At 67.8% G+C, this 20,798-nt stretch carries 21 protein-coding genes; 17 read left to right on the plus strand and 4 right to left on the minus strand.

All coding sequences use genetic code 11. The features are described from left to right. Window positions 1-97: 97 nt before the first annotated feature. From ACQVDU_RS10800 to ACQVDU_RS10815, 4 genes are read left to right on the plus strand one after another with little or no spacing between them, the layout of a single operon-like run. Window positions 98-1,288 (plus strand): polysaccharide pyruvyl transferase family protein, encoded by a 1,191-nt coding sequence (locus ACQVDU_RS10800; protein WP_443477099.1) that lies wholly within the window; start codon window positions 98-100, stop codon window positions 1,286-1,288. A 52-nt stretch (window positions 1,289-1,340) separates the two neighbouring features. Then, window positions 1,341-1,790 carry an FAS1-like dehydratase domain-containing protein gene (locus ACQVDU_RS10805; RefSeq protein WP_443477100.1) on the plus strand — a complete coding sequence of 150 codons (450 nt, stop codon included), beginning with the start codon at window positions 1,341-1,343 and terminating at the stop codon, window positions 1,788-1,790. Beyond that, complete coding sequence (locus ACQVDU_RS10810) at window positions 1,787-2,212, plus strand: MaoC/PaaZ C-terminal domain-containing protein (RefSeq protein ID WP_292709989.1); 426 nt, start codon at window positions 1,787-1,789, stop codon at window positions 2,210-2,212. Before ACQVDU_RS10805 ends, ACQVDU_RS10810 begins: the two co-directional genes overlap by 4 nt. Further along, entirely contained in the window at window positions 2,212-3,363 is a 1,152-nt protein-coding gene (locus tag ACQVDU_RS10815; protein WP_443477101.1) for a UDP-N-acetylmuramate dehydrogenase, read from the plus strand. The genes ACQVDU_RS10810 and ACQVDU_RS10815 overlap by 1 nt, the downstream gene beginning before the upstream one ends. A 172-nt stretch (window positions 3,364-3,535) precedes the next feature. Here the strand turns inward: ACQVDU_RS10815 and ACQVDU_RS10820 are convergent, their stop codons facing one another. Then, a complete protein-coding gene (locus ACQVDU_RS10820) occupies window positions 3,536-4,735 on the minus strand; it encodes a pyridoxal phosphate-dependent aminotransferase (RefSeq protein WP_443477102.1) in 1,200 nt (399 codons plus the stop codon). Window positions 4,736-4,881: 146 nt separating this feature from the next. Between ACQVDU_RS10820 and ACQVDU_RS10825 the strand changes: the two genes are divergently transcribed. From ACQVDU_RS10825 to ACQVDU_RS10845, 5 genes are all read left to right on the plus strand, one after another. Beyond that, on the plus strand, window positions 4,882-5,799 hold the full coding sequence (locus tag ACQVDU_RS10825) for an ABC transporter ATP-binding protein (RefSeq protein WP_443477103.1): 918 nt from the start codon (window positions 4,882-4,884) through the stop codon (window positions 5,797-5,799). Next, window positions 5,796-6,644, plus strand: a complete 849-nt coding sequence (locus ACQVDU_RS10830) for an ABC transporter permease (RefSeq protein ID WP_443477104.1) — start codon at window positions 5,796-5,798, stop codon at window positions 6,642-6,644. The genes ACQVDU_RS10825 and ACQVDU_RS10830 overlap by 4 nt, the downstream gene beginning before the upstream one ends. 39 nt (window positions 6,645-6,683) lie before the next feature. Beyond that, entirely contained in the window at window positions 6,684-7,847 is a 1,164-nt protein-coding gene (locus tag ACQVDU_RS10835) for a sensor histidine kinase (protein ID WP_443477105.1), read from the plus strand. Next, on the plus strand, window positions 7,844-8,467 hold the full coding sequence (locus ACQVDU_RS10840; protein ID WP_443477106.1) for a response regulator: 624 nt from the start codon (window positions 7,844-7,846) through the stop codon (window positions 8,465-8,467). Before ACQVDU_RS10835 ends, ACQVDU_RS10840 begins: the two co-directional genes overlap by 4 nt. Window positions 8,468-8,551: 84 nt before the next feature. Continuing rightward, entirely contained in the window at window positions 8,552-10,273 is a 1,722-nt protein-coding gene (locus ACQVDU_RS10845; protein WP_443477107.1) for an acyl-CoA dehydrogenase, read from the plus strand. Between the two features lie 16 nt (window positions 10,274-10,289). On the opposite strand, the gene hypB is transcribed toward ACQVDU_RS10845, so the two are convergent. From hypB to ACQVDU_RS10860, 3 genes are all read right to left on the minus strand, one after another. After that, complete coding sequence (hypB, locus tag ACQVDU_RS10850; protein ID WP_443477108.1) at window positions 10,290-11,129, minus strand: hydrogenase nickel incorporation protein HypB; 840 nt, start codon at window positions 11,127-11,129, stop codon at window positions 10,290-10,292. Next, window positions 11,104-11,484, minus strand: coding sequence for a hydrogenase maturation nickel metallochaperone HypA (locus ACQVDU_RS10855; protein WP_443477109.1), 381 nt, complete (start codon window positions 11,482-11,484; stop codon window positions 11,104-11,106). Before ACQVDU_RS10855 ends, hypB begins: the two co-directional genes overlap by 26 nt. Window positions 11,485-11,561: 77 nt before the next feature. After that, a complete protein-coding gene (locus ACQVDU_RS10860; protein ID WP_443477110.1) occupies window positions 11,562-12,548 on the minus strand; it encodes an AraC family transcriptional regulator in 987 nt (328 codons plus the stop codon). A gap of 123 nt (window positions 12,549-12,671) precedes the next feature. Between ACQVDU_RS10860 and ACQVDU_RS10865 the strand changes: the two genes are divergently transcribed. From ACQVDU_RS10865 to hypF, 8 genes are read left to right on the plus strand one after another with little or no spacing between them, the layout of a single operon-like run. Next, window positions 12,672-13,274 carry a DUF1641 domain-containing protein gene (locus tag ACQVDU_RS10865; protein WP_341579931.1) on the plus strand — a complete coding sequence of 201 codons (603 nt, stop codon included), beginning with the start codon at window positions 12,672-12,674 and terminating at the stop codon, window positions 13,272-13,274. Further along, on the plus strand, window positions 13,271-14,242 hold the full coding sequence (locus ACQVDU_RS10870) for a hydrogenase (protein ID WP_292710011.1): 972 nt from the start codon (window positions 13,271-13,273) through the stop codon (window positions 14,240-14,242). Before ACQVDU_RS10865 ends, ACQVDU_RS10870 begins: the two co-directional genes overlap by 4 nt. A gap of 17 nt (window positions 14,243-14,259) precedes the next feature. Then, window positions 14,260-15,870 carry a nickel-dependent hydrogenase large subunit gene (locus ACQVDU_RS10875; RefSeq protein WP_300590906.1) on the plus strand — a complete coding sequence of 537 codons (1,611 nt, stop codon included), beginning with the start codon at window positions 14,260-14,262 and terminating at the stop codon, window positions 15,868-15,870. After that, the gene (locus tag ACQVDU_RS10880) at window positions 15,867-16,448 is read left to right on the plus strand and encodes a hydrogenase maturation protease (RefSeq protein WP_344678935.1); all 582 of its coding nucleotides are present in this window, start codon (window positions 15,867-15,869) and stop codon (window positions 16,446-16,448) included. The genes ACQVDU_RS10875 and ACQVDU_RS10880 overlap by 4 nt, the downstream gene beginning before the upstream one ends. Continuing rightward, window positions 16,441-16,755: a hypothetical protein gene (locus ACQVDU_RS10885; RefSeq protein ID WP_300590904.1), complete on the plus strand. Its 315-nt coding sequence runs from the start codon at window positions 16,441-16,443 to the stop codon at window positions 16,753-16,755. The genes ACQVDU_RS10880 and ACQVDU_RS10885 overlap by 8 nt, the downstream gene beginning before the upstream one ends. Beyond that, on the plus strand, window positions 16,752-17,936 hold the full coding sequence (locus tag ACQVDU_RS10890; protein WP_443477111.1) for a hypothetical protein: 1,185 nt from the start codon (window positions 16,752-16,754) through the stop codon (window positions 17,934-17,936). The genes ACQVDU_RS10885 and ACQVDU_RS10890 overlap by 4 nt, the downstream gene beginning before the upstream one ends. Before the next feature lie 34 nt (window positions 17,937-17,970). Next, window positions 17,971-18,468, plus strand: a complete 498-nt coding sequence (locus ACQVDU_RS10895; RefSeq protein WP_443477112.1) for a hypothetical protein — start codon at window positions 17,971-17,973, stop codon at window positions 18,466-18,468. A gap of 25 nt (window positions 18,469-18,493) precedes the next feature. Continuing rightward, complete coding sequence (hypF, locus tag ACQVDU_RS10900; RefSeq protein WP_443477113.1) at window positions 18,494-20,794, plus strand: carbamoyltransferase HypF; 2,301 nt, start codon at window positions 18,494-18,496, stop codon at window positions 20,792-20,794. Window positions 20,795-20,798: the final 4 nt, after the last annotated feature.

Below are 20,798 nucleotides of genomic sequence, written 5' to 3' on the forward strand. Positions count from 1 at the left end.
ACTGCCCCTCGGCGAACGCTGTCGTGCATCCCCGTAGGGTTGACAACGCCGCCGATTTGTGGCGTCTTCCCTCGTCTGTGCATTGCTGGAGAAACCCGTGTCTGTTCTCATCATCGGTGACGTCGGCGTGCTCGATGGCATGTTCCATATCGGCGACGAGGCGATGTTCGAGGTTGCCGTCGGCGAGCTTGCGCAGCGTGGCCTCTCGGGCATCGGGGTGAGCTCGAATCCCCCCGAGACGGCGGCGCGCTACGGCATCCCGGCACTCCCGCGGCTCGGGTTCGCGGGACTCGATCGTGCCGAAGCTGCCCGGCGCGCCGATCACCTGCTCGCGGTAGCCGCGGGCTCGGCTGAGCTCTCGCCGGACGACCCGGCAGTCGAGGTCTTCAAGGCGCTCGAGGCGGCGCGGTTGCTCGTCAATGCGGGCGGCGGGAATCTCGCGACCCGCTGGCATAGCCACGTGTTCGAACGCACGACCCTGGCACGCCTGGCTCGTGCACAGGGAGTGCCGGTCGTGGTCACGGGGCAGACCCTCGGCCCCGACCTCGACGCACCCGATGACGCAGTGGTGGCACGGATGCTGCGCGAGGCGGTTCTCGTCGGCGTGCGAGAGCCTGACACTGCCGCTCTCGTCGACTCCTGGGGACTGAGCGCGACCCTGAATGTCGACGACGCATCCTTCCTCGGCCTCGGTGCGGAGGAGGAGGAGGCCGGTGAGTCAGCGTCGCGCGGGGGAGTCGTCGTGAGTCTGTCGGGCTGGTTCGCGGGGCGACCAGCCGACCAGGTCGAGCAGCACATTGCCGAGCTCGCGGATGCTGCAGCACGAACCGTCGGGCGTGTCTTGTTCCACGCACACTTCGGGCCGCTCGATCCCGCCGCGCCCGCACGGGGCGACGCAGCGCTGCACGAGAGGATCAGGCAGCGGATGTCGGAGCCCTCGACCGTCATCCCCACCGGAACGTCCCGTGAGGCGGCAGCGCTCGTGCACGGTGCCGACCTGCTCATCACGGGCCGCTATCACCCCGCTGTCTTCGCAGCGCCGGCCGGCACGCCCGTGCTCGCGTTGTCTGCCGACCGGTACACGCGCATCAAACTCGGGGGAGCACTCGGACACTGGGGTCAGACCGGCGTGCTCGATCTTGACGAGCTGCCGGACGCGCCGCGCCGGCTCGAGACGCTTGTCGCCGACACCGCCGCCATTCGTGATGAGGCGGCCGCTCGCCTGCCACGGCTGCGCGCGGCATCCCGGCAGTGGTGGGACCGCGTCGCGGCATCCGCCCGGAATTGACCCGTCGACCGCCGCCCCAGGACGCTTCGCCCTCGCTCGGTAGGATGGGCTGGTGCCTGTGAACCCTGAACTGGTCGGGCGGGACTTCCCGCCGACCGCCCCGTATCTGGTGGGACGAGAGAAGGTCCGGGAGTTCGCGAGAGCTGTGTTCGCTGACGACCCGCAGCACACCGACCCCGGTGCCGCGCAGGCTCTCGGATACGCCGATGTCGTTGCCCCGCCGACCTTTGCGATGGTCATTCAAGACCTCACGCTGCAGCAGCTGCTCGCGGAGCCGGACTCCGGAATCGAGCTGCACCGCCTCATCCACGCCGAGCAGCGTTTCGCCTACACGCGTCCGATCGTCGCCGGTGACGAGCTGGTTGCCACCCTCGCCATCACGCAGGTGCGTCCGTTCGGTAAGGGCGCGATGGTCACGAGCGAAGCCACCATCACGGATGCCGATGACGCACACGTCGTCACGGCCACCTCTGTGCTGCTGGTGGGAGGGGACGACCAATGAGCGCGCACACCATCGACTCTGCCGAGCTTGCCGTCGGCGATATCGTCGCGGAGCGCACGGTGCACCTGACGCGCGAGTCGCTCGTGCGCTACGCGGGAGCATCCGGCGACTTCAACCCGATTCACTACCGCGATGACGTCGCGGCATCCGTCGGTCTTCCCGGCGTGCTCGCCCACGGGATGCTGACGATGGGCCTGGCCGTCGAAACCGTCGTGCCGTGGCTCGGCGATGCGGGCCGCATCCTCGAGTACGGCGTGCGGTTCACGCGGCCTGTCGTCGTCGACCCGGATGCCGGCGCCGACGTCGCCGTGCAGGGCAAGGTCCTCGCGCTCGACGAAGAGTCCGTGACCATCGATCTGAGCGTGACCGCCGGCGGCACGGCGGTGCTGGGCAAGGCGCGCCTGCGCGCGCGCCGAGGCTGATGCCCGAGATCGCACCCAGGCCGCTGTCGAGCCTGACAACACTGCGCACCGGCGGCGAACCCGCCCGGATGTGGGAAGCCCACGATCGGGACGAACTGGTCGCGGCGCTCCGAGACACCTGGGCGAGCGGGGAGCCGTGGTTCGTCCTCGGCGGCGGGTCGAACCTGTTCGTCGGAGATGAACCCTTCGAGGGCACCGTGATCCGCATCCTGACCCGCGGTATCGAGAGGTTGCCCGCGCCGGCGCCGCAGGTGGCGCGGCTGCGCGTCCAGGCCGGTCACGACTGGGATGACCTCGTTGCGTACACGGTGGCCGAGGGGCTGTCGGGGATCGCCGCGATGTCAGGCATCCCGGGCACTGTCGGTGCGGCTCCCGTGCAGAACGTGGGCGCGTACGGTCAAGAGATCGTGCAGACACTCGTCGAGGTCGAGCTGATCGACGAGAGCACGGGCGAGGTGTCGACGGTTCCCGCTGCGGAGCTGGGGCTTGGCTTCCGTACGTCGGTTCTCAAACATCACCACGGCTCCGAGCCGCTTCGGCGCGCCGTCATCCTGTCGGTCACTCTCGATCTGCTCGAGGTGGGGCCAGCTCCCCGACGGCTGCGGGGTGCCCAGTTGCGGCAGGCGCTGGGCCTTGAGCAGGATGACGAGGTCACCCTGCAGTGGGTGCGCGACCACGTTCTGGCAACGCGCGCCCGCAAGGGCATGGTGCTCGATGACGCCGATCCCGATACCTACAGTGCCGGGTCCTTCTTCCAGAATGCGGTCGTCTCGGCATCCTTCGCCCGAACGCTGCCGCCCGAGTGCCCGCGGTGGCCGGTTCGTCCCGACGGCGCAGATGCGACCTCGGAGCCGGTCCGGATCATCCCGCTCGACACGTTCGACGGGTACATCCCCCCGACTGAGGTCGACGACCCGGATGTCAAGGTCAGTGCCGCGTGGCTCATCGAGCATTCCGGCATCCGCAAGGGCTTTCACCTACCGCGTTCGCGGGCGGCGCTCTCGAGCAAGCACGCGCTGGCACTGACCAATCACGCGGGCGCGACAGCCGCCGAGATCGCCGAGCTCGCCCGCTTCATCCAGGGTCGGGTGCAGGCCGAGTTCGGACTGATCCTGCAGCCCGAGCCGGTCCTCGTCGGCGTCGACCTGTAGGACCCCAGGTTCCGGCAGCCGGGGTGTGGTCCCGTCGCAACGGCGCATGGATTCGGCGACACCCCGGTCTGTGGTGCTTGGGCCCGGCGTGTCGGCAAAAGGGTGCGCCGTTGCGACCACGCGGGGCGACCCGCGAGGGCGGGCCGGCGGGAAGCGAGAGCGTCAGGAGCGGTTAGGAGAACAGCCCCTGCATCCGGCGCACGCCCTCCAGCAGCGCGTCATCGCCGAGCGCGTACGACATGCGGAGGTACCCGCTGGGACCGAAAGCCTCGCCCGGAACGACTGCCACCTCGATCTCATCGAGGATGAGGTCGGCAAGCTCCAGCGAGGTCTCGATGCGCTTGCCGTGCCACTCGCGTCCCAGCAGACCCTGGACGTCGGGGTAGGCGTAGAACGCGCCGAGCGGAGTGGGAACCGTGACCCCGGGGATCTTCGCCAGTTCCTCGACGATGACGCGACGGCGCCGGTCGAAGGCCTGTCGCATCTGCTCGGCTTCATCCTGAGGCCCGGTGAGTGCTGCGATCGCCGCCCGCTGAGCGATGTTGTTGACGTTGCTCGTCAGGTGCGACTGCAGGTTCGCCGCGAGCTTCATCGCGTCGGCGGGGCCCACCATCCAGCCCACACGCCAGCCTGTCATCGCATACGTCTTCGCGACACCGTTGACCAGGATCGTCTGCCCCGCGAGCTCCGGCACAGCGTGCACGATCGAGACCGCGGTAGCCCCGTCATAGACGAGGTGCTGATAGATCTCATCGGTGATGACCCAGATGCCGTGCGCGAGCGCCCATTCACCGATCGCGCGGGTCTCCTCCTCGGTATAGACCGAGCCGGTCGGGTTCGACGGCGAGACGAAGACGAGCGTCGTGGTGCGCTCTGTGCGCGCCGCCTCCAACTGCTCGACAGTCACCTTGTAGTCCTGGTCGGCACCGGCGAACACCTCGACCGGGATGCCGTCAGCAAGCTGGATCGCCTCGGGATACGTGGTCCAGTACGGCGCCGGCAGGAGCACCTCGTCGCCCGGGTTCACGACTGCCTGGAAGGCCTGGTAGACGGCCTGCTTGCCGCCGTTGGTCACGATCACCTGGGATGCCGCCACCTCCAGCCCCGAGTCGCGCCGGGTCTTCTCTGCGATCACCTCACGCAGGTCCGGGAGGCCGGCGGCCGGCGTGTAGCGGAAGTTCTTGGCGTCCTGCAGCGCGGCGGCTGCGGCATCCACGATGAACTGCGGCGTCGCGAAATCCGGCTCGCCCGCCGCGTAGCTGATGACCGGCCGGCCCGCGGCCTGGAGCGCCTTTGCCTTCGCGTCGACCTTCAGGGTCGCGGACTCGGCGATAGCGGACAGTTTGCGAGACAGGGGAGCACGTTCGGTCACAGAAACACATCGTAGTCGGGGCGCATGAGCGACACCCGGATGCATCGCCAGCCGGGCGGAGGGGGTGCGGCATCCACCGAATGGGGGATGCCGCACCCGACCAACGGCCGCTGTTGTGGCAGCCGCCGCCAGGGCACTCTGGAGGCATGGAAAACGCTGCGGTGCGGGTGCGGAACCTGCGCAAGACCTACGGATCGCGAGCTGCCGTCGATGACGTGTCGTTCGACATCATCCGAGGTGAGACCTTCGCCCTGCTCGGCCCCAACGGCGCCGGCAAGTCCACCACCGTTGAGATCCTCGAGGGATACCGCCGTCGCACCAGCGGCGAGGTGACGGTCCTGGGGGACGACCCCGGACACGCCGGCTTGGCGTGGAAGGCGCGGCTGGGCATTGTGCTGCAGACCACCGGCCAGGCAGGAGCCTTCACCGTGCGCGAGCAGTTGCGTCAGTTCGCGGGCTACTATCCCCACCCCCGCGACGTGGAGGAAGTGATCGCTGCCGTGGGGCTTGAGGAGAAGGCGAACACGCGCATCTCCAAGCTCTCCGGCGGGCAGCAGCGGCGCGTGGATGTCGCGCTCGGGATCATCGGAAACCCCGAACTCCTCTTTCTCGACGAGCCCACCACCGGATTCGACCCGCAGGCTCGCCGGGAGTTCTGGAGTCTTATCCGCAGGCTCCAGGACGAAGGCACCACGATCCTGCTCACGACGCATTACCTCGATGAGGCGGCGCAGCTGGCCGACAGGGTCGCCGTCATCGATCGGGGACTTCTGCAGGCGATCGGGCCCATCGCCACGTTCGGCGGCGAGGACGCCCGGATGCCGCGCGTCACATGGCGCGAAGGCGGCGCGCTGCACACCGAGAGCACCCCCGCGCCCTGGGCTTTTGCCCGGTCACTTGCCGAACGCCTCGGCGGTGAGCCCGAAGAACTCGAGATCCGCCGTCCCACCCTGGAAGACATCTACCTCGGCATGGTCGACCCGGAAGCCGCGGCCACCCCGGACGAGGCAGTCGCCCCGGCATCCTCCTCACCCACCTCTTCGATTCCGGAGTCACTGTCATGACCGCTCTCACCCTCGCTCCGGCCCGGTTCAGCCCGATGCACGCGGTACGCCACGGCATCCGTCGTATCGGGTTCGAAATCCGCGGCTACGCCCGCTCGCCCGAGACGATCTTCTTCACCTTTCTCTTCCCGATCCTGATGCTCGCCCTCTTCAGCACCGTCTTCGGCGGCGACGGCGATCAGAGCTATGGGCAGGGACTGCCAGCCCTCTCGGCGGCACAGATGTATCTTCCGGGCATGCTCGCGGCGGGTGTGCTGCTCTCTGGCTTGCAGAACCTGGCGATCGACATCGCCCTCGAGCGGCATGACGGCACCCTCAAGCGACTGGGCGGGACGCCGCTGTCGCCGGTGAGCTACTTCATCGGCAAGATCGGTCAGGTGCTGGTCACCGGCACGGTGCAGGCAGCTGTCTTGCTCGCGTTCGCGGGGCTCGTGCTGGGCGTGCCGCTGCCGTCCGACGTCGAGTCTTGGCTGACCTTCGTGTGGGTGTTCGTCCTGGGTCTGGCGACCTCGGCGTTCCTCGGAATCGCCATCTCGGCCATCCCCCGAAGCGCCCGGAGCGCCTCAGCCGTCGTCATCCCGGTGGCCCTCGTGCTGCAGTTCATTTCGGGCGTCTACATGTTCTTCTGGCTGCTGCCCGAATGGCTGCAAAACGTCGCGAACCTCTTCCCGCTGGCATGGATGGCCAAGGGAATGCGTGCGGTCTTCCTGCCGCCCGAGTACGCGACCCTCGAGCAGAGCGGCGCCTGGGACCTCGGCGGCGTCGCGATCGCTCTGCTGATCTGGCTCGTCGTGGGCCTCATCATCAGCCGCCTCACCTTCCGGTGGATCCGGCGCGACGCGTAGCCTGGGGCGGTTACGCGTAAGGCAGGCGAAGGGGTGATGATGAGCGAATCGCGATGGTGGGATGTCGTCGTCCCGATCGTGGCGGCAGCGATCGTCGCGCCCATCCTGGTCCTGTCGGAACTCGACGGTCTTGATCGGATGCTGGTCGCTGCCTCCGCGGCGCTTCTGGTCGTCGCCTATTTCGGCTTCGGCCGGCGGCTCCGGCAGCGCAGCAGCACGTCGCTGGCCGTCGTGTTCGTCGTCCTCGTGACCATCTCCATCGGAGTCGGCGTTACCGCTGCCCCGTTCATGGCGATGCTGCAGACTCTCGCGTATCCCCTCGTGTGGGTGTCGGTCGAGACCCGTCGAGGAGGTGTTCTCGGATCCGTCGCGATCGGTTTCGGTGTTTTCATCGGGTTCGTGGCTCACGGCGGTTTCACGATCGAGTCGCTCTGGGAGGGCATCCTCTCCGGGGGCCTGGCCGTCGTCTTCGCGACTGCTCTCGGCCTGTGGATCTCGAGCATCGCCGAGTACGGGCAGGAACGGGCGCGCCTGGTGACGGAGCTGACCGCGGCGCAGTCCCAGGTCGAGGCGCTCAGTCGGGATCGGGGTGCGGCGGAGGAGCGGGAGCGCATCGCTCGTGACATCCACGACACTCTCGCCCAGACTCTCGCCGGTCTCGTCCTGTTGAGTGAGCGTGCGGGCAGGCAAGCGCGGGACGGGCGAACGGATGCCGCGGCCGAGACGATCGCGACGATCGAGCAGACCGCGCGCGAGGCGCTCGCCGAGTCCCGCGCGCTCGTGGCGCGGATGGCTGCCGTTCCCGCCGATGACGCTCTCGCGGCAGCGATCGAGCGGCTGGCCGCGCGCTTCCGGGCAGAGGTCGGCCTCGCGATCGACGTCGAGGTCGCAGCCGGCGTGGATCTCGATCGCGAGCAGCAGGTCGTTCTGCTGCGCTGCCTGCAAGAGGCTCTGGCCAACGTCCGAAAGCACGCGCGGGCAACCGTGGTCCTCGTGACCGTGGCCCCCGATGGCGAGGGGATCCGGATGACTGTCCGCGACGACGGAGTCGGCTTCGACCCGTCAGCAGCCCGCACCGGATTCGGTTTGGATGGCATCAGCGACCGCGCGACACTCGCGGGAGGGGACGTCGAGGTGGAATCCGCACCCGGCCACGGCGCGACGCTGACGATCCTGCTCCCACCGGCCGGAGTCGCGGCATGATCCGACTCCTGATCGCCGATGACCATCCCGTCGTGCGCGCGGGCCTTGCCGGCCTCTTTGCCGATGAGGAGGGATTCGAGGTCGTCGGTCAGGCGGCCGACGGTGCCCAGGCGGTCGAGCTGGCAGCACGCGAGAAGCCGGATGTCGTGCTCATGGACCTGCGGATGCCCGTGATCGACGGTGTTGCAGCGACGGCTCGCATCGTCGCCTCTGGCACCGACGCGCCCCGCGTGCTCATCCTCACGACGTATGAGACTGATGATCAGATCCTGGCGGCGATCGAGGCGGGAGCCGCCGGATACCTTCTCAAGGCTGCGCCGCAGGACGAGATCGTCGCGGGGATCCGCCTGGTCGCGACGGGGCAGACGGCGCTGTCCCCGGCCGTGGCGGCGCGGCTGGTGTCACGGATGCGTGAGCCCGCGGCATCCGTCACCCTCACGCCGCGCGAGATCGAGGTCCTGCGCCTCGTCGCTCGCGGTCGCAGCAACAAACTCATCGGCACAGACCTCGGCATTGGCGAGTCGACCGTCAAGACCCATTTGCTGAAGATCTTCGACAAGCTCGAGGTCGCCGACCGAACCCACGCCGTGACGGTAGCCATGGAGCGCGGCATCCTCTAGCAACGTGGGCGCCCACTGACGCGCGGATGAGACGCAGTGTCATCTATGATGAGTCGCAGTCCCACCCTTGAAAGCGAGTTCGTCATGGCCGACACCTCCGCCTACGTTCCTCCCGTCGATGACTACGCGTTCTTGTTCGCCGAGGCGTTCGGCACTGATCTCGTGGCGCGCGCCACGGAGGGGGCCCTCTCGGCGGAGGATGCGGTTGACGCGCTCTCTGCGGCGGGGGAGCTCGCATCCGAGGTGCTGGCGCCGCTGAACGCATCCGGCGACCGCGAGGGAGTAAGGGTCATCGACGGTCAGGCGAAGACGCCAGCCGGGTTCCGCGAGGCCTATCGCGCGATGGTCGAGGCGGGCTGGATCACCGCCGAAGCGCCCGAGTCTGCCGGCGGCGATGGGCTGCCTGCCCTCGTGCAGGCGGGACTCGGCGAGATGTGGAACGCGGCTAACACCGCGTTCGCGCTGTGCAGCGCTCTCAACACCGGTGCGATCCACGCCCTGGATGCCTATGCCTCCGACGACCTGCGTGAGCAATACCTCACGCGACTCGTCAGCGGCGAGTGGACCGGCACGATGAATCTCACGGAGCCGCAGGCCGGGACCGACCTCGGCGCGATCCGCACCATGGCGACGCCGAACGACGACGGCACGTGGTCGATCAAGGGCCAGAAGATCTTCATCACATGGGGCGACCACGACGTCGCCGAGAACATCGTCCACCTCGTGCTCGCTCGTACGCCGGATGCCCCCGAGGGTGCGAAGGGGATCTCGCTGTTCGTCGTGCCGAAGTTCCTGCCCGACGCTGCTGGAAACCCCGGGGAACGCAACGCCGTCACAACGGTCTCGGTCGAGCACAAGCTCGGCATCCACGGCAGCCCGACCTGCGTCCTCGAGTACGAGGGAGCCACCGGCTTCCTCGTCGGCGAGCTGCACGGCGGTCTTGCCGGCATGTTCGTCATGATGAACTCTGCCCGTGTCGGCATGGGGCTCCAGGCCACGGGAATCAGCGACCGCGCCTACCAACGCGCGCGGGCATATGCGCAAGAGCGTATGCAAGGTGCTGTGCTCGATCGTCCTGCCGGGACCCCGATCGCCGAGCACCCCGACGTCCGTCGCCTCCTGCTGTCGATGGCGAGCGAGATCAGTGCGATGCGGGCCCTCGGCGTCTACGTCGGCGACCTCTTCGACCGGGCCACGGATGCCGACAGCCTCCGCCTAGCCGAACTGTTCGTCCCGATCTTCAAGGGCTGGACCACCGAAGAGGCCCTGCGGATCACGTCCGACGCGATCCAGGTGCACGGCGGAATGGGCTTCATCGAGGAGTCCGGCGCGCCCCAGCACTACCGCGATGCCCGGATCATGCCGATCTACGAGGGCACCACAGCCATCCAGTCCAACGACCTGATCGGCCGCAAAGTCATCCGAGATGGCGGCGCGACAGTCGGCCGCGTCCTCGGCGAGGCCGCCGACGCGATCGCCATGCTCGAAAGCCTCGACCACCCCGTCGCTGCACGGACCGCGGCGCGACTCGAGCGGGCCCGTGCATCGGCGGAGGAGGCGACGGCACAGCTGATCGCGTTCGGGATGACGCGCGACGCATATGCCGTCAGCGTCCCGTACCTCATGCTCCTGGGCTTCGTGGCTGGCGGGCTGATGCATGCACGGATTCTCGCGGCAACCCTCGCGCACGACGCGCAGACGGATGCCGATGCGCGCCGCATCCGTGAAGCAGACGCGTACGGGGTCTACCACCTGTCGCGCGTCGCGGGTCTTGCCGAGGTCGTCGCCGCCGGCGAGATCGCCTGAGGCCTTCCGTCCCGGGTCAGCCCCGGGCGGGAGCGGTGGCCGACGTGGTGATCTCCGAGATCCACGCGAACCAGTCGGCGAGGCCGTCGCCTGCCTTCGCGCTCGTGAGGATGATCCGTGCTGTCGGGTTCACGGCACGGACGTTCGCGAGGAACAGGTCGAGGTCGAAGTCGAGGTAGGGCAGCAGGTCGGTCTTGTTCACGACGACCACGTCCACCGACCGGAACATCACCGGATACTTCAGCGGCTTGTCCTCGCCCTCGGTGACGGATGCGACCATGGCGCGATGGTGAGCCCCGGTGTCGAACTCGGCGGGGCACACGAGGTTGCCGACGTTCTCGATCACGACGAGGTCGAGGTTCTCGAGCTCGAGACCGCGCAGAGCCCGGTCGACCATCGGTGCGTCAAGGTGGCACTCGCCGCCGAACCCGTTTCCGGTGTTCAAGAGCGAGATCTGCGCTCCGTAGCCGTCGAGTCGATCGGCGTCGAGGGCGGTTTCGATGTCGCCCTCCACGATCCCGACGCGCACGCGCCCCTCCAACTCCGCGAGCGTCCGCTCCAGCAGCGTGGTCTTGCCGGCGCCCGGAGATGACATCAGGTTGATCGAGACGACGGATGCGGCATCCAAGGCCCTGCGGTTGCGGTCGGCCGCAGCATCGTTCTCGCTGAAGATCCGCTCCAGCACGTCGATGCGTTCGGCGCCCGTCTCGTAGCCGGAGTGATCACCGATGTGGTCGTCGTGCTCGTGATCATGCGGGTGGTCATGATCGCCATGCGAATGCTCATGCGAGTGCCCATCATCGTGGTGATCGTGAGCGTGCACGGTTCCGTCATCGTGGCGGTGAAAGCGACCCATCGGTCTTCCCTTCCTTTTCGCCGACCTCCATTGACCGGACGAGGAACTCCTCCCCAGATCGTACGACCACCGATCCACTTCCGCATGACGCGCAGACCAGGATCGGCACGCCCTCGATCGTCGAATCGGTGGTGCACTCGCGGCACGTGACGATGGCCGGGATCGAGGTCACCTCGAGCCGCGATCCGGACAGCGATGGCGAATTCTCGCAGACGATGCCCCAGCAATACACGAGAGTCTCGGGCACCACCTGGCGGAGCTGACCGACATCGAGCTGGATCGAGAGCACGGGGCGGCCCGCGCTCGAACGCTCAGCGATCGCAGCGATCGATCGGCACAACGACAGCTCGTGCATCCGGCCCTCCGACCCCACCGGTGGGGATGCCCTCACCCTAGATCCAATCGGCACTCCCGCGGAACGCGCCAGCGTGCTCAGACGCCGCGAAGGGTGCGCGAGGGCGATTCTCCGAAACGGTCGCGGTACTCGTTCGCGAACCGGCCGGCGTGCGCAAACCCCCACCGTTGGGCGATCCCCGCCACTGTCGCGCCACGCCTCGGGTCGGCATCCGTCAGATCGATGCGCACCCGCTGCAGTCGCTGGTCGCGAACGTAGCCTGACGGCGTTGTGCCCAGGCGGTCACGGAAGGTCTGCTGCAGATGGCGCGGGGAGACATGCACCGCGTGGGCAAGAGCCGCGAGCGAGAACGGCTCGGCCAGGTGCTGCTCGATGTAGGCGAGGGCGTCGACCATGAGACCCGACGTCGCCTGTCGCCTCAGCGAGCTGGAGTAGTTCGAGGGCTGCAGCAGGAGCAGGGACGCGACCAGGAGGTCGGCGATGCTCTGCCGGCCCAGCGGCAGGGACAGCAGCGACGAATCGGTCATGGACTCGGTGCTCAGCAGCTGCACCGCGATGCTCCACCGGATGCTTTCGGGAGAGCTCAGATCGAACAGCGGCTCAAATCGCAGTGGTTCGCTGACGCGTCGGCCGAGGGTGCGAGCCACGGCTGCCTCCACGGCGTGCCGTTCGAGGCGGACGAGGAGCTGTGGAGATTCGGGAGTCATCTCCAGCCGCACCGCCGTGCGCGGTGAGAGCACGATCGCCTGAACCGTCGTGGTGTGCACCGTGACTCCGTCCACGCGCGCCGCGAGCGCTCCGCCCTGGTTCATGCAGACCGTGACGGCGTCGGCAGTGACCGGGATGTCGATCGTGGTGGGGGTCCCGATATCCAGGTAGCCCAACGAGATCGTGTCGAAGCTCCGCGTGAACAGCGCGCCGTCGAGACTCGCGCGGTTGTCGTGGACGGCGACGGTGCCCTCCCCCAGGAGAGTCCCGAGTTCGCCGGCGAGACGCCGGGGGTCGTCGGTGCGCACCGAGGGGGCACCCGCCAGCGCCGGCGGCGTGCGCAGGGGACGGGTCATCTGTCCTCCAGGGGATCGCTCTGAGGATAAACCCTGCGCATTCCGGATGCTACGCAACACCTGGCGGGTCTACATTCGTGCCAGGACACCTCGTCGCGGAGTGTCCCGATCGGAGGACGCCGTATGAGCACTGTGCTCTCGCCGGACGACGCGAAGATGATCACAGGCGCCGACATCGAGGCCGAGCGCCTCCGCCAGCGGCTCGGCGATCCCGAGACCGTCGCTGCCCTCAACCATCTCCTCGACAACGCGGAGCTCGTCGCGGGGCTCCTCGATGTCGTCGGCGGCTTCTTCGCGCACTCCGACAACATCGTCGAGAACGTCGCGACCAGCTACCACGAAGCCGTGGCGATGGTCACCGAGAGTCCGGTCGGAAAGCGGGCAGTGGCAGCCGGCCCTGCGCTCCTGAAGGTCGCCGACCAGGCCATTCCCGTCTTGGAGCACGTGGCCGATGCCGATCTCGTCGAGAAGATCGGGTCCTCGGGCCTGCTCGACCCAGCGCTTCTCGATCTGCTGACGAGGCTGGCCGGCGGCGTGAGTCGCGCCACGGAGCAGGCGCAGGCCGAGGCTGAGCAGAAGCCGCCGAGCATCATCGCGATCAGCGGCATGACCCGTGACCCCGACGTCAGGCGAGGGCTTGCCTTCGCGCTGCGGATCGTCAAGGAACTCGGTCGCTCCCTCCGTGCAGAGGGAGAGACCACCGCAACGGAAGGAGAGCAGGCATGACCAGCGTGCTGTGGTTGCAGGGCGGGGCGTGTTCGGGGAACACGATGTCGTTCCTCAACGCGGATGAGCCGAGCGTGGTCGATCTCATCGTCGACTTCGGGCTTGAGATTCTCTGGCACCCGACGACGGGCCTTGAGATGGGCAAGAACGCCCAGAAGATCTTCAAGGACTGTGTCGAGGGCAAGCGCCAGCTCGACATCTTCGTGTTCGAGGGGACGGTGATCGAAGGCCCCGACGGCACGGGCCGCTTCGATATGTTCGCCGATCGACCCATGAAGGATTGGGTGACAGACCTTGCCGAGGCGGCATCCATTGTCGTGGCCATCGGTGACTGCGCGTGCTTCGGCGGTCTTCCCGCCGTCGCGCCCAACCCCAGTGACTCGACCGGTCTGCAGTTCCACCGCAAGGCCAAGGGCGGGTTCCTCGGTGCCGACTGGCGCAGTAAGTCGGGACTTCCCGTCATCAACATCCCCGGCTGCCCAGCTCACCCCGACTGGATTACGCAGATCATCGTTGCGCTGGCCACGGGCCGCGTCGGAGACATCGCGCTCGACGACCTCAACAGGCCCCAGACCTTCTTCACCCAGTTCGTGCACAACGGCTGCACCCGAAACACCTTCTTCGAGTTCAAGCAGTCCACGATGAGCTTCGGTGAGGGCACGCGCACCGGATGTCTGTTCTACGAATTCGGATGCCGCGGGCCGATGACCCACGCGCCGTGCAACCGCATCCTGTGGAACCGCCAGTCTTCCAAGACCCGCGCGGGCATGCCATGCCTCGGATGCACCGAGCCCGAGTTCCCGTTCGCCGACCTGATGCCCGGCTCCGTCTTCAAGACGCAGCTGATCGCCGGCGCCATCCCGAAGGACCTCCCGCCCGGAGAGGACCACGTCACCTACATGGCCATGGCTGCCGCGGCGCGGATCTCCGCACCCAAGTGGTCCAAAGAGGACATGTTCGTCGTCTAGCCCGAAAGGCCCAGCACATGAGTTCTACCGTCGATCTGCACGTCAGCCCCCTCGGCCGCGTCGAGGGCGACCTGGACGTGCGCGTCACCATCGAAGACGGTGTCGTGACGGATGCCTGGACGCAGGCGATGATGTTCCGCGGGTTCGAAACGATCCTGCGGGGCAAAGACATGCGCGCGGGTCTGATCATGACGCCGCGCATCTGCGGGATCTGCGGCGGCAGCCATCTCTACAAGGCGTGCTACGCACTGGACACCGCCTTCCAGACGTTCGTGCCCCACAACGCGACGCTCGTTCGCAACATCGGTCAGGCAGTCGAGACCCTGCAGTCGATTCCGCGCTACTTCTATGCGATCTTCGCGATCGACCTCACGCACGAGAAGTACAAGGACTCGCCCCTCTACGAGGAGGCGTGCCGGCGGTTCTCGGCCTACGTCGGCACGAGCTACCAGCCGGGTGTCGTGCTCAGTCAGAAGCCCGTCGAGATCTATGCGATCTTCGGCGGTCAGTGGCCGCATTCGTCGTTCATGGTGCCCGGTGGCATCATGGGCGCTCCGACCCTCAGTGACGTGACCCGCTCGCACGCGATCCTCGATAACTGGAAGAACGCATGGCTCGAGAAGCAGTGGCTCGGCTGCACCGTCGACCGGTGGCTCGAGAACAAGACGTGGGAAGACATCCTGGCTTGGGTCGACGAGAGCGACGCCCACCGCGACTCCGACTGCGGGTTCTTCATCCGCTACGCCCTGGACATCGGGCTTGACCTGTACGGGCAGGGATGGGGCAACTACATCGCCGCCGGTACCTACTTCGACCCGGCATCCTACGATCACCCGACGATCGAGGGACGTAACGATGCACTTGTCGTGCGATCGGGTGTGTACGCGAACGGCGCACACCACGAGTACGACCAGGCGCGGGTGAGCGAGGATGTCGCGCACTCGTTCTATCGCGGGGATGACGTCGTGCATCCCTTCGATGGGGAGCAGAACGCGATCGACCCCGAACTCGGTGCCAAGCAAGACAAGTATTCCTTCGCCAAAGCTCCGCGCTATGACGTGCCCGGGGTCGGCCGGCTGCCACTGGAAGCCGGACCGCTCGCGCGGCAGGTCGTTGCAGGCAAGCCGCAGACGAAGGATTTTCAGGACTACGACCCGCTGTTCACCGACGTCATGGCCAAGAAGGGGCCCTCGGTCCTGGTGCGTCAACTCGCGCGGATGCACGAGGCTGCGAAGTACTACAAGCTCGTGAAGAACTGGCTGAACCAGATCGACCTGCACGGCTCGTTCTTCGCCGAGCCCACCGACCCGGTGTCGGCGCGCGGCTATGGCGGCACGGAAGCCGCTCGCGGCGCTCTGCAGGACTGGATCGTCATCGAGGACGGCAAGATCGCCAACTACAACGTCATCACTCCGAGCGCGTGGAACATCGGACCGCGCGATAAGGATGCAGTCGTCGGACCGATCGAGAAGGCGCTGATCGGGGCTCCCGTCTACGACCTGGAAGACCCCGTCGAGCTCGGCCACGTCACCCGCAGCTTCGACGCGTGCCTCGTGTGCACAGTGCACGCCTACGACGGCAAGACGGGGCGAGAGATGTCGTCGTTCGTCATCAACAACATGTGTTGAGCGAGGGAGAAGAGGTGAAGGCGGGCGCGGCCCTTCATAACGACGAGGCGGTCGAGCCGTGGCGGTTGATCGACGACGGTGACGAGAGTTCGCGCGTCGAGCTGTTGATCATCGGATGTGGGAACATCCTGCGCGGGGACGACGCGGCAGGTCCGGTCTTGATCAGGCGGCTGTGGGAGTCCGGCCCGGTACCTGACCGCATCCGGATCGCCGACGGTGGGACGAGCGGGATGGGCGTCGCGTTCGAGATGCGCCACGCCAACCGGGTCCTCATCATCGATGCGTCCAGTACCGGCGCCGAGCCCGGGACCCTGTTCGCCGTTCCCGGAGATGTCGTCGCGGAACTCCCTCCCGCCGGTGCGATGGGAAGCCATGACTTCCGGTGGGATCACGCGATCGCGTTCGGTCGGTGGCTCTTGGGGCCGCTCATGCCGGACGACATCGATGTTCTGCTCATCGAGGGCGGTTCCTTCGCCTTCGGTGCGCCCCTGAGCCCCGCCGTGGACGCGGCAATCGAACGGGCGCTCGGGATCGTGCGTGAGCGCATCGCCGCGCTCGAGGAGCAGATCGATGACTGAGGACGTCGAGCAGGTCACCGTCGAGTTCACTCCCGAGGGGCACCTGCGCCTTCCCGCGGAGTTCGCCCGCGCCAACTTTCCGGATGACCGGATCGCCGCCCTTCGTGCACCCACCGGCGAGATCGTGGTGATGCCGGTCGGTGTGGCCGCATCCGGTGGACTGATGCTCAAGCAGCGCAATGTCGCGGGCGATCGCAGTGTCCTCCTGCGCGAAGCGCTCGCCGATGACTACCCGGTGGGTTTTGTGGGAGCACAATGGTCGCGAAAGCGCCGCCGCCTGACCATCACCGAAGAGGGTTCCCGATGACCGAGATCGACCGCCCACAGCCCCTCGGAGCGTTTGCCCTGCCGGCCGGTCTGCTGCTGATCGCCGGCGCCGACACGGATGCCGCGCGGCAGTCTCTGCTTTCCGGTCACCTGCCCGAGAGTTGGCCGTCAGCGCTTGAGGGTGTGCGTTTGGCCCACGAGGGGCGGGTCGAGGATGCTGCCGCGGTCTTCGCGGCATCCGACCGACCCGTCGACCGCTACAACCTCTTCGTCGTCGACCCCGACAGCATCGCGCGAACCGAGGTGACTGCCGCGCTCGGGGACCAGTGGCGGCCGCTCGTCGACCATGTCGCCTTCACGCTCGGGCAGACCAGCATCCCGCCCGAGGTCGGTAGCTCCACCGGCGAGGTTGCCGCACTGATCCTCACCGCGCAGGCAGCCCATGCGCTCGATGACGGCGACGAGAACGAGGCCGTCGAATGCCTACGCGCCGCCGCCGACCACGTCCGCGGCGTCGCTCCCGCGTTCGCGGGCGTCATCCTCAGCGAGCTGGCGGGTCGTGGACACAATCTTGCCGATGCTGACGAGGCTGTCGCGTTACTGAAGGGCACCGACCTCCGCGCCGCGTACGCCGAAGCCCTCTACCACCGCGCGGGCCTTGTCCACGGGATGGCGATCGAGGGGCGGCGCTCTCTCACCGAAGCGATCCAGGGCTACACCGAGGCGCTCCGGCACCTCGATGAGGGCGAGAACCGGCCCCTGTTCGCCCGCGTACATCTCAACCTCGGCACTGCGTACCTGGCGGCGCCCGTCATGTCGGATGCCGACATGCTGCGGGTGGGCATAGCGATCCAGTCGCTTCGCACCGCCGCACGGTTGCTCGATGAAAAGGACGACGCCGAGGAATGGGCCAGTGCGCGTCTGAACCTCGCCAACGCGCTGGTGTACGCGCCGTCCGCGCGCCAGCGTGACAACCTCATGGAAGCTGTCGATCTCTACGAAGTGGTGCTACGCACCCGATCGCCGAAGAAGGATGCTCTCGGGCGCGCCCGGGTGCTCTCGAACCAGGGGAACGCGCTTGCCCATCTCGGACTCCTCGACGATGCACGGGGGCGGTTCGACGAGGCGGAGTTCCTGTTCGCCTCGAAGGGCGATGAGAACTCGGCCGCGATCGTGCGTGACCTCCGTGACCAACTGGTGGCGGCAGGGAGCCCGGCATGACGCCCGCACGCCGGAACGAATGGGGAGGTATCCGATGACGATGCTCGACGCTGGCGCCCGCGAGGCTGGCGCCCTCGAGACCGGCACTCTTGAGACCGGCACTCTTGAGACCGTCGCTCTTGAGACCACTGCCGCGCGGCTGGATGCGGCGGTGTCCGACATCAGTCGGCTCGATCCCGAAAGCCGCGCCGTTGCCGAGGAGTTCGCGCTCGCTCTCGATGCGCTCTCGAAGGAGGGGCTGACCACGATCGTGCGGACTCTGAGAGAGGACCCGCGCGGTAAGGAGCTCCTCTTCGACCTCGTCGACGACCCGGCAGTGCGGATGCTGCTGGGCATGCACGGAATCATCCGGATGCCGGACCCCGCCGCCACCGCCGAGGCGACGGCGCCGGCGCCGACGGCGAGCGCTCGTCCCGTAGCGTTCGTGAGTCTCGAATCGCTGTTGCGCGGGCCGAGCGCCGCCCCGACGGGTGCCTGCGGCACCGGGGCCAGCGCATGCGGCCCCGAGGGCTGTGGCTGCGGCGGGCACTGACACGGCGCGCCTGCGCGCTGTCGTCGTGCCCAGCGTCCGCGTAGCCGCGACGGTGCGCGGTGTCGTGCAGGGTGTCGGGTTTCGCCCGCACGTTGCGCGAATCGCTGCCGCGCACGGCGTGACCGGATGGTGCGGCAACGACGATGAAAGCGTCTTCATCGAGGCGCAGGGGACGGCCGCCGCCGTCGCGAACTTTCTGCGCGAGGTGCGTGAGCATGCGCCAGTCCTCGCTGTCATCGACGAGATGACCACCGCGGATCGCGACACCATCCCGGGGGAGGCCGACTTCCGGATCGTCGAGAGCCGCCGTGCCGGCGGCGCACGCACTCTCATCCCGCCCGATGTCGGATGCTGTGACGACTGCCGTCGTGAACTCCGAGACCCGGATGACAGGCGCTTCGGCTACCCCTTCATCACGTGCACGAACTGCGGGCCACGGTTGAGCATCATCCGTGACCTCCCCTACGACAGGCCGCTGACGACGATGTCGGCCTTTCCGATGTGCGCAGCCTGCCGCGCCGAGTATGAGGATCCCCTCGATCGGCGCTACCACGCCCAACCGATCAGCTGCTTCGACTGCGGGCCGACCCTCACGCTGACGGATGCCACCGGAGGTCCCCTGTGCACCGGAGCGGAGGCGCTCGCCGCCGCGCGACGTGCTCTCGGGGACGGGCGCATCGTGGCGGTCAAAGGCCTCGGCGGCTACACCTTGATGTGCGATGCCCGCAGCGACGCTGCCGTCCGCCGGTTGCGGGAGCGCAAGCGCCGTCCCGACAAGCCCTTCGCGGTGATGGCCGGTTCGATCGAGGAGGCATCGCGCATCGCGCACCTCGACGCAGCCGTGGCCCGCGAGATGACGGGGCCGGCCCGTCCCATTGTCATCGCCGATACAGCGACGGATGCCGATCTCGCGCCGTCCGTGGCTCCCGGGCTGTCTCGGGTGGGCATCATGCTTCCCTCCGCCGCGGTGCATGAGATCCTGCTGAATCCGACAGACGTCGTGGTGGCAACGAGCGGCAACGTGTCAGGTGACCCGCTGTGCTTCCGCGAGGACGACGCTTTCGAGCTGCTCGGCGGGATCGCCGACCTTTTCGTGACGAATGACCGCGGCATCCACGTTCCCGTTGAAGACTCCGTCCTGCTCGCCGGTGGCGCAGACGGCGACCTGATTCCGCTCCGGCGCAGTCGCGGGTACGCCCCGCTACCGATCCGTCTCTCACCCCCGTCTGGTGGTGGCGTGGTCCTCGCTGTGGGAGGCGAACTCAAGAACACGTTCGCGATCGTGCGCGATGACCGGGCGTTCCTGTCGCCCCACGTCGGAGACATGGGTTCGCTCGCGTGCCAGGATGCTTTCGAGCGGGGCGTCGCGCAGTTCGAGGCGCTGCACCGCAGCTCGCCGGCTCTTCTGGTCGCGGATCTGCACCCCGATTACGCGACAACGCGGTGGGCGCAGCGGCATGCGGATCGGACGGGGATCCCCCTCGTTCAGGTCCAGCATCACCACGCGCACGCCCTGAGTCTTGTCGCCGAACACGGCGCGGTCGGCACCCGGGTCGCGGTGGCTGCCGTCGACGGCACCGGGTGGGGTGAGGACTCCACCATTTGGGGTGGCGAGATCCTGCTCGTCGGGGCCGACCCACTCGAGTATGAGCGCGTTGCGCACGTCCCGCGCTTCCGGTTGGTCGGCGGGGACACCGCCGCTCGCAGCCCCTGGCGCGTCGCTGTCGGACTGCTGCGCGACTGGGGAATCGACGACTCCGGCATCCCCGTCGCCGCTGATGCTCCACCCGCGGAACTGGCTCTCGTGCATGCGCAGCTGGATTCAGCAGAGCCCGTCGGAGTGATCGCGACCTCAAGTCTCGGGCGGGTCTTCGACGCCGTCGCGGCGATACTCGGCATCCGTCATCGCATCACCTACGAAGCCCAGGCGGCGATGGAGCTCGAGGCAGCTGCGGGCTCCTGCGAGCACGGCGGGCACCCGGATGCGGCAGCCGATCTGCCCGCGCTGGTCGCCGACATCGTTGAGCGGATGCGTGCGGGACAACCGGTCGCGTGCCTGGCGCGGTGGTTCCACGACGGCGTTGCTGCCTGGATCGCCACCGCGCTCACCGACCTCGTCCGCTCTGGCCGCGCCGACGTTGCGGGCATTACCGGCGGCGTCGCACAAAACCGCGTGCTGCTGAACGAGGTCGGATCTAGACTGTCCCGCGACGGGATCCCGATGATGCTCCACCGTCGGGTTCCCGCTGGGGACGGCGGCCTGAGCCTCGGACAGGCCCTCGCCGCACACCTGATGCTTGCCGGCTCGTCCGGCAGAGGGGAGTGAGCCC

It is taken from the genome of Microbacterium sp. F2 (genome assembly GCF_052274505.1).
Lineage (GTDB): Bacteria > Actinomycetota > Actinomycetes > Actinomycetales > Microbacteriaceae > Microbacterium.